This window comes from Vibrio sp. 10N.239.312.C11, from assembly GCF_041466065.1.
GTDB classification, from domain to species: Bacteria; Pseudomonadota; Gammaproteobacteria; order Enterobacterales; family Vibrionaceae; genus Vibrio; species Vibrio tasmaniensis_A.
In genome coordinates this window covers 22,536-38,316 of sequence record NZ_JBFSRZ010000027.1, presented here as the reverse complement: position 1 = coordinate 38,316, position 15,781 = coordinate 22,536, and the positions used below count along the sequence as shown (strand labels likewise).

Below are 15,781 nucleotides of genomic sequence, written 5' to 3'. Positions count from 1 at the left end.
GACACCTTTTTAATGGACGGGGAAAGTGTAATCGGTGTGTTAAAAGCATTTCACTTCCGTGAAAGACTGTCAGCTTATATTAGTGGTTTTCAAGTTTTCATTATTGAGGTGCCAAGTTGCGGAACTTCGGAACGGTTCGGTTTTTTATTTAGTTGTAGCTTCTAGTAATCATACAAAATAAACATTTTCACTTTGTTGGTAAGTGGAGTTTCTCTATTAATTTACCTTGTAGATGGCTCGTATATGACGTTAGCTTCTATGTTAGTTATTTGTCCTTTGCGTTTATTTTCTTACCTATCAGTATCTTAGTGTTTTATGGTTCTTGTCTTTGATGTTTGAACTGAAAATTAACGTTTGGGATGTGTAAGTTTGATGCATCGTGTTGACTGTTGTTGCAAATTTGAACCCGATCACTTGTATGATTATTTAAGCCCTGGACTGTAAGATCACCGTCACGCATTTGAATTATTGTAGTACAAATGTGATTGCCATCTATTTATAGTGACCTTAACAAAAAAACATGAATAAAAAGGTCTCAAGATGGAACTCAATACCCTGATAGTTGGCATCTACTTCCTATTCTTAATTGCGATAGGGTGGATGTTCCGAACGTTTACAAGTACGACAAGTGATTACTTCCGTGGGGGAGGTAATATGCTGTGGTGGATGGTAGGTGCAACCGCATTTATGACCCAGTTCAGTGCTTGGACATTTACTGGTGCAGCAGGTAAAGCTTTTACCGATGGTTTTGCCGTAGCGATTATCTTCATCGCGAACGCATTCGGTTACCTAATGAACTACCTTTACTTCGCTCCGAAGTTCCGCCAACTGCGCGTTGTGACGGTAATTGAGGCGATTCGTATGCGTTTTGGTAAGGTGAATGAGCAAGTATTTACTTGGTCTGGCATGCCAAACAGCGTTATCTCTGCTGGTATCTGGTTGAACGGCCTTGCGATCATCGCATCGGGTATCTTCGGCTTTGATATGACAACGACGATTGTCCTAACGGGTCTGGTTGTACTGGTAATGTCAGTAACAGGCGGCTCTTGGGCGGTTATCGCCTCTGACTTTATGCAGATGGTTATCATCATGGCGGTAACGGTAACGTGTGCTGTAGTAGCGGTCTACCACGGTGGCGGTGTCACGCAAATCATCAATGATTTCCCAACCGATTCATTTATTACGGGTGATAACCTGAACTACATGAGCATCTTCAGCATCTGGGCTGTGTTCATCTTCTTAAAGCAGTTCAGCATCACCAACAACATGCTTAACTCTTACCGTTACCTTGCTGCGAAAGATTCAAACAACGCACGTAAAGCTGCACTGCTTGCTTGTGTACTAATGACGCTTGGTCCAATCATCTGGTTCATGCCTTCTTGGTTCATGGCAGGTCAAGGTGTTGATTTAGCAGCAGCTTACCCAGAAGCTGGCAGCAAAGCCGCTGACTTCGCTTACCTTTACTTTGTTCAAGAATACATGCCTGCAGGTATGGTTGGCCTTCTGATTGCCGCTATGTTTGCTGCGACTATGTCTTCAATGGACTCTGGTCTAAACCGTAACTCAGGTATTTTTGTTAAGAACTTCTACGAGCCGATTCTTCGTCCTAAAGCGACAGAGAAAGAGCTAATGGTTGTTTCTAAGCTAACGTCTACTTTCTTCGGTATCGCGATCATCTTGGTTGCTCTGTTCATCAACTCTCTTAAAGGTCTGAGCCTGTTCGACACCATGATGTACGTGGGCGCATTGATAGGCTTCCCAATGACGATTCCAGCATTCTGTGGCTTCTTCATCCGTAAAACACCGGATTGGGCAGGTTGGGGTACGCTAGTTGTAGGTGGTGTGGTTTCTTACTTTGTTGGTTTCGTTATCACTGCGGACATGATTCAAAACTGGTTCGGTCTAAACGAACTAACTGGCCGTGAGTGGGCTGACCTGAAAGTGGCTATCGGCCTTATCGGTCACATCGTATTTACTGCTGGCTTCTTCGTTCTTTCAACACTGTTCTACAAGCCATTACCGGAACACCGTGAGAAAGATGTCGACAAGTTCTTCAACAATCTAGCAACACCGTTAGTTGCTGAGAGTAATGAACAGAAGAAACTGGATAACAAGCAACGTCGTATGTTGGGTTCACTTATCGCGGTAGCGGGTGTGGGCGTAATGACAATGTTCGTACTGCCAAACCCTATGTGGGGACGCATGGTATTCGTTCTGTGTGGTTTGATTGTGTTCTCTGTCGGTCTGTTACTTGTTAAAGCGGTCGATGACAAAGTCGAGCAACAAGACGAAGTGACGCCAGCCAAAGGCTAATTCCTTTTAAATCAAAAACTATAACTTTTTACAGCGGCTACCGATTGCGGTAGCCGTTCGTTTGAACTGCCAAAGTTTAATGTGATATGTACGGAGAGCTTTTGAAAATCACTCAATAAGCTTTCTGGCTTTAGCTCATACTGAAATAATTTAAAAAGCCCCAATAGGTAAATGCTTATTGGGGCTTTTTAGTGTTCTGTTTCTAGGCTCTAGGCTCTAGGCTCTAGGCTCTAGGCTCAGGGCTCAAGGCGTAACGTTTAAGTCTAGGATTTGTACTTATGCAGCAGATCCCAAGGGATATGGCATAAGTGGTGATCTTCAGGGAAGTGGCTTAGGTGATGCTGGTGGATATCATCACTCGCGACATAGTGAGTTAACGGCAATATCTCGAGTGCGATACGGTCGGCATCATCTCTTGAAGAAATATAGTGCTTAGCTTCGGTTAAGTGTTCTGCGTTAGTGCTGTAAACGCCTGTGCGGTACTTCTCTCCCACATCGACACCTTGTTTATTGACGCTGTAAGGGTCGATAATCTCAAACAAGTGTTCCATCAGAATCGTTACTGACGTGATACTTGGATCAAACTCTATTTGTACGCACTCTGCGTAGCCATCGTAATCGCTTTGTGTGCCATTGCATTGCGTGCTATCGCATTGTGTCGTCCCGTTTTCTGTTAGCTGGGCGCTTCCATTGGCACGGCCTGCTTCTGTGCTGATAACACCAGGAACGTACTTAATAAATTCCTGTACGCCCCATAAGCAACCGCCAGCTAAATAAATTTGTTCCATACTTACCTTTTACTTCTCTGTGTTTGTTGATGTTTGTTCGATGCGTGAATCAATACGATGATACCCGCACGTATAAAAAAGCGCCTGTAAAAAATGAGCGCGCAAATAAAAACAAGCGTTTAGGTATTGTAAACCTGTGCGACTGAACAAACATAAGTTTAATATGATTTGTGATTATATAAGTCAGTATTGCTTTGTCATCAACTCGAATCTCAACATCAAGTGAGCGTTACTCTAAACATGTTTGATCAAATAAAAGACTTCATTAATCCGAGCAAGAACCCAGACTTGACTCAGGCCCATGAATACCAGCGTCAGCATCTGCCGACCTTGTGGCTGTTGGGGAAAACGGGGGCAGGTAAGTCATCGTTTATTCAGGCGGTGACTGGCGACTCTTCTGTTGAAGTTGGCAATGGTTTTGCGCCTTGTACCATGACGGCGATGTCTTACGAATTCCCACAAGACAAACCGGTGATGCGCTTTCTCGATACCAGAGGACTAAGCGAAGCGAATTATGATGCGAAAGAGGATCTGGAAGAGATTGGTCAGGCAGGTAATGCGTTAGTCGTTGTAATGAAAGCCGACGAACCTGAACAATCCTCAGTGCTTGCGGCTCTAAAGCAGATTAAGAAACAGAAGAAAATTAGACACTTGCTGCTTGTTCATACTGCAGTGTTGTCTTCCGGTGAACCAGATCGAGCAAGGCAGGTTCAGTTCAACACCAACCAAGTAGAGAAGGCTTGGGGTAAAGAGTTTGAATCGGTAGCGGTCGATTTCGAAACGGATGAGTCGAGCAATAACAGTGGTTCAATTTACAACTATGACATCTTGTTAGAAAAGCTGACCAGTATTCTTCCGGTGATCGGAATGATGGTGCAAGACAAAGAGCATTCCACGCAAGAAGAAGCCAACTTTGATCAAGTAGAAAACGAAGTGCTTTGGTATGCGGGAAGTGCGGCAGCGAGCGACCTGATTCCGGGTGTTGGGTTGGTGTCGGTACCTGCGATTCAAGCGAAAATGCTTCATAGCTTGGCGAATCAATATGGGGTTGAGTGGAACAAGAGAGTCTTCAGTGAGTTGATAGGCACTCTGGGAAGCAGCTTTGCGTTGCAATACGGAATGAAGCTGGGCACTCGACAGTTGATAAAGCTGATTCCAGTTTATGGTCAAACGGTAGGGGCGGTGGCTGCAGCGGCAATGAGTTTCGGCACCTCTTATGGTTTAGGTCGCGCGGCTTGTTTTTACTTCTATCATAAGAACAAAGGCGAAGAAGTGTCTGAAGAAGAGATGCAGAAGATCTACAAAGAATCCCTGAAAAAAGGAAAGGCGGCGTCGGGCTATGAAGAAAATTAGAAACCTATTTCGATTACTGGCGGTGCTATCGAGCGGTCGTTGGGGTATTGCTCTGATTTCTGCCATCTTCCCAAGCATTATCATGATGGGTTTTGGTGTCTTCTTGGCGATCAAATACGGTTACCTACTCGAAATGTCGATTGCCATTGCCGTGAGTACCTTGGTATTCACCATTCCCTTGTTCATTTCTAGTCGTTCTTCACGCGATTCTTCAAGCCACTCTTCACGCCGATCTTCAAGTACGGAGCCCTTCTCAAATAAAGAGAGCGACGGCCTTGGCGAGGGAAGTTCTGAAGCTGAATCACAACATAACAAAGCTGATATCAACGATGCATTGGTTAAGGCTTCGACTGATTGGTCTCAAAAAGAACTGTCGATCTGGAATGATTCAAAACACCATGTACGCCAACAATTAATGGTCGACATAGAGTGGGGCAACCTAGACCAAACCGGTTTAGAAGTACTTGAGTTTGTGGCGAAAAAGTTTGATAAGAAATCGCTCGATTTCTCGATTCCTGAAGGGCTAAAACTCTTCGAAGAGGTCAGCCGACGCTACAAACTGGTAGTGCGAGAGCATATACCGGGCATTGAGTATCTCAAGGTTTCTTACATTAAGGCGGGCTACGAAGCCTATGACAAATATGGCGAACTAGGGCAGAAGATCGTTAAGGCCGCTATTTGGGGGAATCACCTCAAAAACCTCTATTTGAACCCGCTAAAAGTTGTTTCTGATATAGGGAGAGAGCAAGCGACATCTTCAATGACAAGAGGTGTGGTTGATGACATGCAATACGCCGCTAAACAAGCCTTGTTAGATGAAGTCGCTGCGGTGGCGATTGACCTCTACAGCGGACGTTTCAGCATTGAAGATGAAGCACTGAAAGCGTCTGATGTTTCTGAACTCGACGAACAACGCTTTGCTCCAGAGTTAGAACCTGTGCGAATCGTGCTGGTGGGGCAAACCAGTTCTGGTAAATCTTCACTTATCAATGCGCTTAAGCAAGAGTTGGTTGCAGAAGTGGATGTGCTGCCATCAACCGACACTTCAACCGTCTACAACGCGTTTGTCGACGATAATGATGTTCGCGTGGTTGATCTTCAAGGGCTTGATGGCAATCCTAAAACCGAAGCCTTAATGCTGAAAGAGATGACCCAAGCCGATGTGGTGCTATGGGTGCTTAAAGCCAATCAATCTGCGCGTGATTTGGATAAGCAATTGAAAGATAGATTTGATGCTTTCTATGATGATCCTAAGAACATCTCACGCAAGAAGCCGATTGTGGTGTCGGTTGTGAATCAGGTAGACCGATTAAAGCCTGTAGACGATTGGCAACCACCGTATGACTTAGAGAATCCAACATCAAACAAAGCAAAGATCATTGCTCAAGCGCTCGAATACAATCATATATTGCTGCAAACCGATATCGTGTTACCGCTGGCGATTGCGCCAGAAAAGGTACAGTTTGGTTTAGATACTTTAAGGCAGACGTTGATCGAGCGTATCGCTGACGCAAATAACGTGCAAAGAAACCGCCAACGTTTAGAAGCCATGAAAAGAGGGACGTCGGTTAAAGGCCAACTGAATAAAGCAGTAAAAGTCGGTAAGAAGGTGGCACCAAGTGCGTTGAAAGCCGCGACTCCGAAGTTAGCTGAAATGGCGATTAAACAAGTGGTTAAGAAGAAGTAAGTCATTCACTGCGAATACGGTTCTGGTGAGGTTTGAGCCTCATCAGAGCTTGGCGTTTTTAGCTTAGTAGATTTCTAGAAGATAGCTTTTTAGAAAACAGCCATCTTCGCCTCTTATTAGAGAGATATTGAGTTCAAAAGAGATTCGATATTATTAAGTAACTCGTTGAACTAGTTTAATAGTATATAAACGGCTGTGATTCACAGTTTATATAACATGCTATCGTATTTAATTACCATTCCAAATTTTGATCACATTTATACTTTTCTAAGCTGTATTTATAAAACAATTGCACTATATTTAATTTTCGGTTCATCTTGATTTCAACGTAGGGATATATTGTGAACATGTATCTGAAATGGCAATCAACAACATGGCTAACCTTGTTAGCTTGGTATACCTTAGATCACCAGCTCTCGTTCCGCCTTTCTTCAGAGTAGTACCCTCTAGGCGTCACGCGCCAGCAAAGCAGCATGCTTTGTTTACCTATCAGCAGCTTTGATAACCTTTGAACGCATGAATATCGCACTTATTATTTCGTGCGGAATATTCGTTGTTTTGTCGTTCTCGCTAATTATCTCAGCCTCTGTTTAGGTTTGATTAATAAGTCATTTTTTAATTTTTTATTTTCACTGTTAATTTTATGTGTGTATTTATACGGAACTAATAATTTAATGGTGAGGATTCGTGACATCTAAAGAAAATAGATTTCGACCTGATCGGAATGTATTGAAAGGTATTATTATGGAAAACTTCAAACATCTACCAGAACCGTTTCGTATTCGTGTTGTAGAGCCAGTAAAAAGAACAACTCGTGCCTATCGTGAACAAGCCATTGTCGATGCGGGGATGAACCCATTCTTACTGGATAGTGATGATGTGTTTATCGACTTACTGACAGACAGCGGAACAGGATCTATTACTCAGCGCATGCAAGCCGCGATGTTAATGGGGGATGAAGCTTACAGTGGTAGTCGCAGTTACTATGCATTGTCGAATGCGGTGAAAGATATCTTCGGTTACGAGTTGACGATTCCAACGCACCAAGGGCGCGGCGCAGAGCAGATCTACATTCCTGTTCTTATCAAGAAGCGTGAAATGGAGAAAGGTCTCGATCGCAGCAAAATGGTTGCTCTGTCGAACTACTTCTTCGATACAACACAAGGTCACACCCAAGTGAATTGCTGTGTGGCGAAGAACGTTTATACCAAAGAAGCGTTCGATACCTCAGTGAATGCGGACTTCAAAGGCAACTTCGATGTGGTGAAACTGGAAGAAGCTATTTTAGAAGCGGGGGCTGCTAATGTTCCTTACATTGTGAGTACCATTACTTGTAACTCTGCTGGTGGGCAGCCAGTGTCTATCGCCAATCTAAAAGCCGTTTATGAAATTGCTCAGAAGTACGATATTCCTGTGATCATGGACTCGGCACGTTACGCTGAAAATGCCTACTTCATTCAACAACGAGAAGCGGGTTATCAAGATTGGACAATCGAACAGATCACTAGTGAGTCTTACAAATACGCGGATGGCTTAGCCATGTCTGCCAAGAAAGATGCCATGGTACAAATGGGCGGCTTGTTGTGCTTTAAAGACGACTCTTTCATGGATGTGTACACAGAGTGTCGAACTTTGTGTGTGGTGCAAGAAGGCTTCCCAACCTATGGTGGGTTAGAAGGCGGCGCAATGGAGCGTCTTGCGGTTGGTCTGTATGACGGTATGCGCCAAGATTGGTTAGAGTACCGCATTGGCCAGGTGCAATACCTTGTTGATGGCTTAGAAGCGATGGGCATCGTGTGCCAGCAAGCAGGCGGTCATGCTGCGTTTGTGGATGCGGGTAAACTGCTTCCTCATATTCCTGCAGGTCAGTTCCCAGCACATGCTTTGGCGTGTGAACTCTATAAAGTCGCGGGTATCAGAGCGGTTGAGATTGGCTCATTGCTGCAAGGTCGCGACCCAGCAACCGGTGAACAACATCCATGTCCTGCAGAATTATTGCGCTTAACCATTCCACGCGCGACGTACACACAAACCCACATGGATTTCATTATCGAAGCATTCGAGAAAGTAAAAGAGAATGCTGGGAAAGTGAAAGGGCTCGACTTTACCTATGAACCGCCTGTGTTAAGACACTTTACCGCGCGCTTGAAAGAGGTAGAAATAAGCGAGAGACAAGAAGGAAAAAAGAATGAACAAACGCTCGAAGAAGCATTTTAAAGTAAGAATATAAGCGAATAGTCACTAATCAAAAGGCTCCTTTATGGAGCCTTTTTTCGATCATAAAGCCGTTATCGGTTGATCTACGCTTGCTTGTTTTTCAGAGCAGATTTCAGAATTTGTAATAGCCATTGATTCAAAGGCGCGTCTTTCTGTGAGCGACGACAGCTCATTACATAGCTGACATCGATAGTCAGCTTTTCCGGCAAATCAATACTACGAAAACCTTCTGGTACGTTGCCATTGAGGGTGATGCTAAAATAGTCAGATTTAAGTACGACATCATGAATCATTGCAGGGTTGTCAACTTCTATTTTTGGGTTTACGTGAAAACCGATATTCCTAAGTCGATCAAGGATAGGGTATTTATTGTCATTCCATCCCGGGGTTTTAAATAGAATGATTGGGTAGTTGGCGAGCGACTCAAAGTCTTGTGCTGGATGATCCTCTCTCACGAAGAAAACCACTTTGCCTTTGCCGAATTCCATTTGAGAAATCGACTGTGGCAAGGTTTCATCAAAGTAATGAACCGCTATGGATTCTTCGCCGTCGATGAGTCTGTTCCTCACATTGCTTCCCCATCGAACGAATGAGTAGTGAGCATGCGGGGCTTCTTTACTCAGAGCAAAGTAGAGCTTCGAACCAAAACGCTCCCAGAACAGGGTATTCGCGTAGATTTTGATATCGCCTTGGTAAGTTTCTGGCGAGAACACTTGGTGTGTTATGGCTTCAACGCTGCTCAGGATCTTCTCAAAGTTTTCGATGTTGGTTTCAACAAAAGTCGTGGGTTCAAACCCGTGTTTGGTTTGAATAAACAGCGGATCATCGAGCTGTAACTTTAACTTCGAAAGGTTCTTGCTGATCGCACCGGAGGTTTTGCCTAGCGACTCGGCAACCAATCCAACATTGCGAAGTTCATACATACGCTTGATTACGAGGATATTTTGAATGTCTAGATTGATGTTCACAGGCTCTCCAAATGAATCCTTTTATAGGCAGTAATCTCGGCGCGGCAGGCGTACTGAGATTATGTGACTCTAATATCATAGTGCCAATAAAAATCCCATAAGACAGCACCGCGTCAGAACTTCGCTAATCCCTTGATTTTCCATTTGGTAAATCTTGCTTTTCCTCGAGTCGCTATCACTCAAGCGCTAAAGTTACCCCAACAAAGAAACACAGATATCAAACGAACAAATAATTAAAAATAATATGAGGTGATGTATGAACAAGTTTATCGCACTAGGCTTGATGGCTCTTTCAATGAACACAGCTTTCGCTGCTGACGGAACGTATACCGGTACTATCGACATGGCAACGAGCGAAGCTAATCAAGTAAAGGCTGAGCGTGTTGAATCTGACTTAACACTTGAAGGAAGAAATGAAGCTGCTTACGGTGGTTTAAAGTTTCAAACGAACATTACGCAAGACCAAGCGATTCAGTTGAATGGTCGTCGCGACTAACGCTCAAATCGTGCTTACGAGCGGGATAGGCTCGAACACCCAGCACATAATTATGAAAATGCTGCGCCCTAGGGTGCAGCATTTCTCGTTATTGGGTTGTGGAGTATTTTATAAACTCTAGTGATCTAGCCTTGGCATGTTGTGTTACGTGTGGCATTTTGTTCTCCTCTAACTTAAGAACGCGACTCGGTGCTGGTTGAGCATGAAAAACGAGCAAGCGAACGATTCGAAAAGGACTAGGAATGACTCGAAAAGAAACAGGAATGATTCGTCATATTTTACTGATTAAGTTTAAAGAAAACGCTGAGGCTTCAGAGGTTCACAAACTAAAGATGCTGTTTGAAGCGATGCCCAGTAAGGTTGAAGGGGTCACTTCAGTAGAATGGGGATTAAATGACAGCCCTGAAAACAAGAATCAAGGTTATACCCACTCGGTGTTAATGACGTTCGCCGATGAAGAAGGCCGCCAGAATTACCTTCCGCACCCTGAGCATGATGCGCTGAAAGATGTGTTTCGTCCGCTTTTAGAAGACATCATTGTGTTTGATTACTCCTTGTAATTAGGTTCTGAGTAGATTTTTTGTGTTTGACTTACCTTCGATAATGAAGAGTTAGGGCCTAGCGATTAAGCCCTAACTAAATAAGAAACGACTTACTCTGTTGGTGAAATGGTGACTGGTGCAAACGATGCGACAGCATTTCCGCCTGCGCCCGGACGGTCTACATAAGGTGTGTTCTGCATTAAGGTGTAGTACACGTCCACGAAGTCGTCATCATTGACTAATACGCCATCAGGAATCACATCGATAATCTTGCCTGTGATCTGAGGGATGATCGCATAACCTTGAACTTCTGGATCAGGAATCATCTTCAGTATCTCTTCTGCGGCTTGAACTAAGAGTTTTGCTAGCGCTTTGTAGTCTGTGCCATCATCGTGTTCCATTAAGATCATGTCTGCAGCGCCCCAACGGTAGCGAGGCCAGAAGATGACGGTCTGGTTCGGGTAGTACGTCTGTTTGTCGTAGTCCAGATAAGGCATCTCAACGAGGTCGATCTGGGGCTCTAAACGACTTGAATCGACACCCGTCACGATAGCGTAGATTTCCGCTTTACCAGAGATCCAAGGTTCTTGGTCGACGGCTAAACGGATTTTGGTTAATTGTGTGGTATTCAACGGCTCAGGTTCCGACAAGGCCATCGAGCGACGAGCCCTGTTCATCAAAGACGATTTTTGAGGTTTACTCTCGTCGGCATTGGTATCGCTAACGGCATTGATTTTCGTTGTAGTACCCAGCTTTTGCATCTCTGCCTGCATCGCCATTAGGCCTGCTTTGAGCTCTTCAGCACCGTTACTATCAACCACAAACACTGGGACGTCTGGCATTTGGTACACGTCTAGTTCGTGAACCTGCCCATACACATCATAGGCTTCGATGTATTGCCAGTTTGAATCATCGCCTGATGGTTCGAAAGCAAACAGCGGGTTTTCACCATTCTTCCAAGCTTCGATCATCGCTTCATCAGCCATGCGAACCTCTAACACAGAGTCGCTGAAGTCGTTGATCCCTTTCATCTTGCGATAACCAAGATCCGCTTTCTGCATCCGGCTTGAAAATGCAGAGTAGGGCTGAGTAGAGCTCAATTTATCTACAGGCGCGGATAAGTTCTTTTCTGAGATCTGAGCCTTCAATGAAAGCTCAAGATCGGAATAACGCTCGCTGATTTGCAAAGCCAAAGATTGTTTTTGCGCAGCACTGCTCTTTGTAATAGATGTGGGCTCTGAAATAAAGTGCAGCTCTGAAATAGAGAGTGGATCTACGGGAGAGATTGAGTTTGCTGTGTCGATATTATTTGCATAAGACTGGAAGCCAACCACTGTCGTTGCAAGCGCCATACTGATAGAAAAAGATAGTCTCATATATAACCCTTATTCGAATTCTTATATCGATAGAGTTTTTACTCTACAGCTCTAATCTATCAGTAATCTGAATGAGTTTGAAGTTAATCAATGGTTTTTGTTTTGTTTTGTAGCTCAGTTTTATTGGTTCAGGTTTCAGGTTTCAGGGTTCATGGTTAAGTCCCCCCGATTCGATAGATAACTAACCAACCACATTTAAGTCTTGGGAAATTAAGCAGTGCGGGAGGTTCTTTGTGAGGAGGGACTTGATGTGAGTGGTGGGGAATATTGTTGAAACGAATGGTTTAATAGTGAGCAATTATTTAATCGCGCCCCCTTATTTAACTGCAATCATTTGTTTAATCGCAATCAATTGTTTAAAAGCAACCAATGTCATCGTGTTATATGAAGGTTTTATTGTAAGATACGGTTTATTCAATAAAAATTACATTTTAAATTACGACGAGTCGGTTGGTATTTAATGCAAAAATCAAACTTCGAATTCCTCAAGGGCGTTAACGATTTCTTGTACGCTATTGCTCGCGCAGCAGAAAAAAACTATCCAGATGATCCAAACACCACGCTCGTTAAATTGCGTATCTTTGGTGAAGCTACCGCTAAACATTTAGCCAAGCTGTTAGACATCAACGTGCCCGATAACCAGCACGAACTGCTACGTGAACTCGGTAAAATCCCTTTTGTCGACGACAGCATTCTCAATGTCTTCCATAAGCTACGCAAAATTGGCAACCAAGCCGTCCATGAATATCATAACGACCTACAAGATGCGGAAATGTGTTTGCGTTTCGCTTTCCGCGTTGCGGTTTGGTATTACCGACTTGTCACTAAGAAATACGACTTTCCTGTCCCTCCGTTTGTTTTACCAAACTCAGATAGCGGTCAACAGTTTGAACAAGAAGTGTTGTCGCTAAAGCACGAGTTGGCATTAGCTCGTCAAAGTGAAAACCAAGCCAAAGAACAATCCAAAGCAGAGCTGGAAGCGCAACAGTCTAAGTTAACGGCGTTAAATGGCTACATCTCCGTTTTAGAAAGTAAGCAGGAAGAAACACACGAGCAGTCTCAAGCTCGAATTAGCGCACTAGAAGCCAAACTTAAAGAACAAGAAACTGAGCTATCTAAGAAGACAGAAGTCGAACGTAAAGCGTATAAGAAACAGATAATAGATGAAGCGAAGTCGCGCTCTCTAGATTTAAGTGAAGATGAAACTCGCTACCTGATCGATAACCAGCTACGCAAAGCGGGTTGGGATGCAGACAGTAAAATCCTTAACTTCGCCAACGGAACAAGGCCAGAAGTCGGGCGCAATATTGCGATTGCTGAGTGGCCAACCGGCGAAGATGAAGTGGGTAAAATGGGCTTTGCCGATTACGTGTTGTTTGTTGGTTTGAAACCCATTGGCGTGGTTGAGGCGAAAAAGAAAAACAAAGATGTATCGGCGAAGCTGACAGAAGCTTACCGTTACAGCAAATACTTCGATAATGAGTTCCTACGTTCCGAATTAAAACAAGTCGCGAACGGGCAAGATGCGCTAGACCAAGTAGCCGAAGCTCTGCCCACTTACTTGCCGACATGGAGCGATTCAAACGGCTCCTCGGCGCTTCAACAACCAACGTTTAAAATCCCATTCTGTTTTTCGGCTAACGGGCGAAGCTACAAAGCGGCAGTGAAAACCAAAAGTGGTATTTGGTATCGCGATGTTCGTCATGCCACCAATATGCCCAAAGCATTACCAGAATGGCACCGACCTGAAGAGTTAGTGGACAAACTCGAAAGCGATGACCAGCTAACCAACAACTGGTTTACCAAAAATGCTGAAATGAGCGATCTTGGCTTACGTTACTACCAAGAGGAAGCGGTGCAAGCCACCGAGCAAGCCATCGTGAATGGTCAGCAAGACATTTTATTAGCCATGGCGACGGGTACGGGTAAAACACGTACCGCGATTGCTTTGATGTATCGCCTTATTCAGTCTCAACGTTTTAAGCGCGTTCTGTTCTTAGTTGATAGAACTTCACTGGGTAAGCAAGCGCTCGATTCGTTTGAAGACACCAACATCAAAGGGGATACTTTTAACTCGATCTTCAATGTGAAAGGGTTAACCGATCGCTTTCCTGAAGACTGCACCAAGATACACGTTGCTACCGTTCAGTCTTTAGTGAAACGCACACTCCAAAGCGATGAAGTGATGCCAGTAGGGCGTTACGACTGCATTATTATTGATGAAGCGCACCGTGGTTACATTCTTGATAAAGAACAAACCGAAGGCGAAGAGAAGTTCAGAAGCGACCAAGATTTCATCTCTTCGTATCGCCGTATTATCGATCATTTTGACGCGGTAAAAATTGCGTTAACGGCTACGCCAGCATCGCACACCATTGATATTTTTGGCGGCGAGAAGAAAACACCCGTTTATCGTTACGGTTACCGAAAAGCTGTCGTCGACGGTTACTTAACCGATCAAGAGCCGCCAATTCGCATTATCACCAAATTAAGTGAAGGCGGTTTGTACTTATCTCAAGGTAGCGAAGTTCAGCGTTTGTCTAACCAAGGTGAGTTAATCAACGATACGTTAGAGGATGAGCAAGGCTTTGAAGTCGCGGATTTTAACCGTGCGCTCATCGCCTCAAACTTCAATAAAGTGGTGTGTGAAGAGCTGGTTAATCATATCGACCCAACCAGCCCACAAAAAACGCTCGTATTCTGTGTGAACAACACCCATGCCGATTCAGTGGTCGAAGAGCTGCGCACGGCATTTAAAGCCAAATACCCGCAGCTAGAGCACGATGCGATAATCAAAATTACTGGCGATTCAGATAAAGACTCCACCAAAGTGCAGTCGATGATCACACGCTTTAACAAAGAGCGCTTACCGAACATCGTGGTAACGGTAGACCTACTGACAACGGGTATCGATATACCAAGTATCTGTAACTTAGTGTTTATGCGTAAAGTGCGCAGCCGTATCTTGTATGAGCAGATGAAAGGTCGTGCGACGCGCTTATGCCCAGCAGTCGGCAAAACATCATTCAAAATTTTCGATGCGGTTGATCTCTATTCCACGCTGCAAAGTGTCGATACCATGCGCCCTGTGGTTGTTCGCCCTAAAGTAGAGCTGCAAACCTTAGTCAACGAAATTACCGATTCTGAAACCTATAAAGTGATGGAAGCGGATGGTCGAAGCTTTGCAGAGCACAGCCACGAACAGTTGATTGCCAAGCTGCAACGTATCTCAAGCCACGCGGAGTTTAGCCGCCTTAAATCACGCGAGATAGACAGCCAAATCAAACGTTTTGACGAGATTTGCCAAGACTCAGCAGGCTGTAACTTCGCAAGCCTTGCTAAAACACTCAAACAAAAAGGCCCCAAATGGTCGGCAGAAGTGTTCAACAAGGTAACCAATATGGTCAGCCGTTTAGAGCAGCTAAAGCAAGAGATTAATGACTTGCGTGATATGCCAATCTTTACCGATGTGGACGATTCACTGCTGCGAGTAGAAACCGTGTATGGCGAGCATGAAACCGCGCAAGATTTCTTAGAAGCTTTTGATGCGCTGGTGGACAAATCGTCGAACCAACAAGAAGCGTTAGATGTGGTCATCAACCGCCCAAGGGACTTAACTCGTAAAGGGTTGCTAGAACTACAAGAGTGGTTCGATGCGCAAAACTTCAATGAACCCACCCTTAAAAAAGCGTGGAAAGAGACCAAGAACCAAGATGTAGCAGCGCGCTTAATTGGCCATATTCGACAAGCTGCGATTGGTGACGCATTGCTGCCGTTCGAAGATCGAGTGGATCAAGCGTTAGATAAAATCAAAGCCCAAAAAGAGTGGAGTGAAGAGCAACTCAACTGGCTCGATCGCCTAGCGTCATCTATTAAAGACAAAGTAGTACTCGACGATGACACCTTTAAAACGGGCAACTACAAGCGTAAAGGTGGCAAACGTAAGCTTATGAACGTCTTTAATGATGAATTAGACAGCATACTCACTCAATTCAACGAGTTTATGTGGGACGAGCCTGCGTAACTCAGTACAATCGCACC

General features: G+C 44.3%; 10 protein-coding genes. 7 read left to right on the top strand and 3 right to left on the bottom strand.

Features of this window, described 5'->3' with window-relative positions:
• Positions 1 to 540: 540 nt before the first annotated feature.
• Positions 541 to 2,313 carry a sodium:solute symporter family transporter gene (locus tag AB6D07_RS13110; protein WP_017103042.1) on the top strand — a complete coding sequence of 591 codons (1,773 nt, stop codon included), beginning with the start codon at positions 541 to 543 and terminating at the stop codon, positions 2,311 to 2,313.
• Positions 2,314 to 2,576: 263 nt separating this feature from the next.
• On the opposite strand, the gene AB6D07_RS13105 is transcribed toward AB6D07_RS13110, so the two are convergent.
• The gene (locus tag AB6D07_RS13105) at positions 2,577 to 3,101 is read right to left on the bottom strand and encodes a peptide-methionine (S)-S-oxide reductase (RefSeq protein WP_029222930.1); all 525 of its coding nucleotides are present in this window, start codon (positions 3,099 to 3,101) and stop codon (positions 2,577 to 2,579) included.
• Between the two features lie 240 nt (positions 3,102 to 3,341).
• Here AB6D07_RS13105 and AB6D07_RS13100 point away from each other — a divergent pair, with 240 nt between their 5' ends.
• The 3 genes from AB6D07_RS13100 to tnaA all read left to right on the top strand — a co-directional run bounded on the left by AB6D07_RS13100 (position 3,342) and on the right by tnaA (position 8,358).
• Positions 3,342 to 4,454, top strand: a complete 1,113-nt coding sequence (locus AB6D07_RS13100) for a YcjF family protein (RefSeq protein WP_029222929.1) — start codon at positions 3,342 to 3,344, stop codon at positions 4,452 to 4,454.
• Positions 4,441 to 6,141 (top strand): GTPase family protein, encoded by a 1,701-nt coding sequence (locus tag AB6D07_RS13095; protein WP_017103040.1) that lies wholly within the window; start codon positions 4,441 to 4,443, stop codon positions 6,139 to 6,141. The genes AB6D07_RS13100 and AB6D07_RS13095 overlap by 14 nt, the downstream gene beginning before the upstream one ends.
• Before the next feature lie 744 nt (positions 6,142 to 6,885).
• The gene (gene tnaA / locus AB6D07_RS13090) at positions 6,886 to 8,358 is read left to right on the top strand and encodes a tryptophanase (protein WP_017103039.1); all 1,473 of its coding nucleotides are present in this window, start codon (positions 6,886 to 6,888) and stop codon (positions 8,356 to 8,358) included.
• A gap of 83 nt (positions 8,359 to 8,441) precedes the next feature.
• On the opposite strand, the gene AB6D07_RS13085 is transcribed toward tnaA, so the two are convergent.
• Positions 8,442 to 9,326, bottom strand: a complete 885-nt coding sequence (locus AB6D07_RS13085; RefSeq protein WP_017103038.1) for a LysR family transcriptional regulator — start codon at positions 9,324 to 9,326, stop codon at positions 8,442 to 8,444.
• Positions 9,327 to 9,582: 256 nt separating this feature from the next.
• On the opposite strand from AB6D07_RS13085, the gene AB6D07_RS13080 reads away from it, so the two are divergent.
• Positions 9,583 to 9,822 carry a hypothetical protein gene (locus tag AB6D07_RS13080; RefSeq protein ID WP_017103037.1) on the top strand — a complete coding sequence of 80 codons (240 nt, stop codon included), beginning with the start codon at positions 9,583 to 9,585 and terminating at the stop codon, positions 9,820 to 9,822.
• 242 nt (positions 9,823 to 10,064) lie between these two features.
• Positions 10,065 to 10,382, top strand: a complete 318-nt coding sequence (locus tag AB6D07_RS13075) for a Dabb family protein (RefSeq protein ID WP_372032199.1) — start codon at positions 10,065 to 10,067, stop codon at positions 10,380 to 10,382.
• Positions 10,383 to 10,474: 92 nt separating this feature from the next.
• On the opposite strand, the gene AB6D07_RS13070 is transcribed toward AB6D07_RS13075, so the two are convergent.
• On the bottom strand, positions 10,475 to 11,740 hold the full coding sequence (locus tag AB6D07_RS13070) for a DUF3103 domain-containing protein (protein ID WP_017103035.1): 1,266 nt from the start codon (positions 11,738 to 11,740) through the stop codon (positions 10,475 to 10,477).
• Positions 11,741 to 12,200: 460 nt separating this feature from the next.
• Here AB6D07_RS13070 and hsdR point away from each other — a divergent pair, with 460 nt between their 5' ends.
• Positions 12,201 to 15,764, top strand: a complete 3,564-nt coding sequence (gene hsdR, locus AB6D07_RS13065; RefSeq protein ID WP_017103034.1) for a type I restriction-modification system endonuclease — start codon at positions 12,201 to 12,203, stop codon at positions 15,762 to 15,764.
• Positions 15,765 to 15,781: the final 17 nt, after the last annotated feature.

What these genes read in the sequence shown, in the direction of transcription:
- AB6D07_RS13110 (WP_017103042.1), top strand. Translation starts at nt 541, where the DNA reads ATGGAACTCAATACCCTGATAGTTGGCATCTACTTCCTATTCTTAATT.
- tnaA (WP_017103039.1), top strand. Translation starts at nt 6,886, where the DNA reads ATGGAAAACTTCAAACATCTACCAGAACCGTTTCGTATTCGTGTTGTA.
- AB6D07_RS13100 (WP_029222929.1), top strand. Translation starts at nt 3,342, where the DNA reads ATGTTTGATCAAATAAAAGACTTCATTAATCCGAGCAAGAACCCAGAC.
- AB6D07_RS13105 (WP_029222930.1), bottom strand. Translation starts at nt 3,101, where the DNA reads ATGGAACAAATTTATTTAGCTGGCGGTTGCTTATGGGGCGTACAGGAA.
- AB6D07_RS13075 (WP_372032199.1), top strand. Translation starts at nt 10,065, where the DNA reads ATGACTCGAAAAGAAACAGGAATGATTCGTCATATTTTACTGATTAAG.
- AB6D07_RS13095 (WP_017103040.1), top strand. Translation starts at nt 4,441, where the DNA reads ATGAAGAAAATTAGAAACCTATTTCGATTACTGGCGGTGCTATCGAGC.
- AB6D07_RS13080 (WP_017103037.1), top strand. Translation starts at nt 9,583, where the DNA reads ATGAACAAGTTTATCGCACTAGGCTTGATGGCTCTTTCAATGAACACA.
- hsdR (WP_017103034.1), top strand. Translation starts at nt 12,201, where the DNA reads ATGCAAAAATCAAACTTCGAATTCCTCAAGGGCGTTAACGATTTCTTG.
- AB6D07_RS13070 (WP_017103035.1), bottom strand. Translation starts at nt 11,740, where the DNA reads ATGAGACTATCTTTTTCTATCAGTATGGCGCTTGCAACGACAGTGGTT.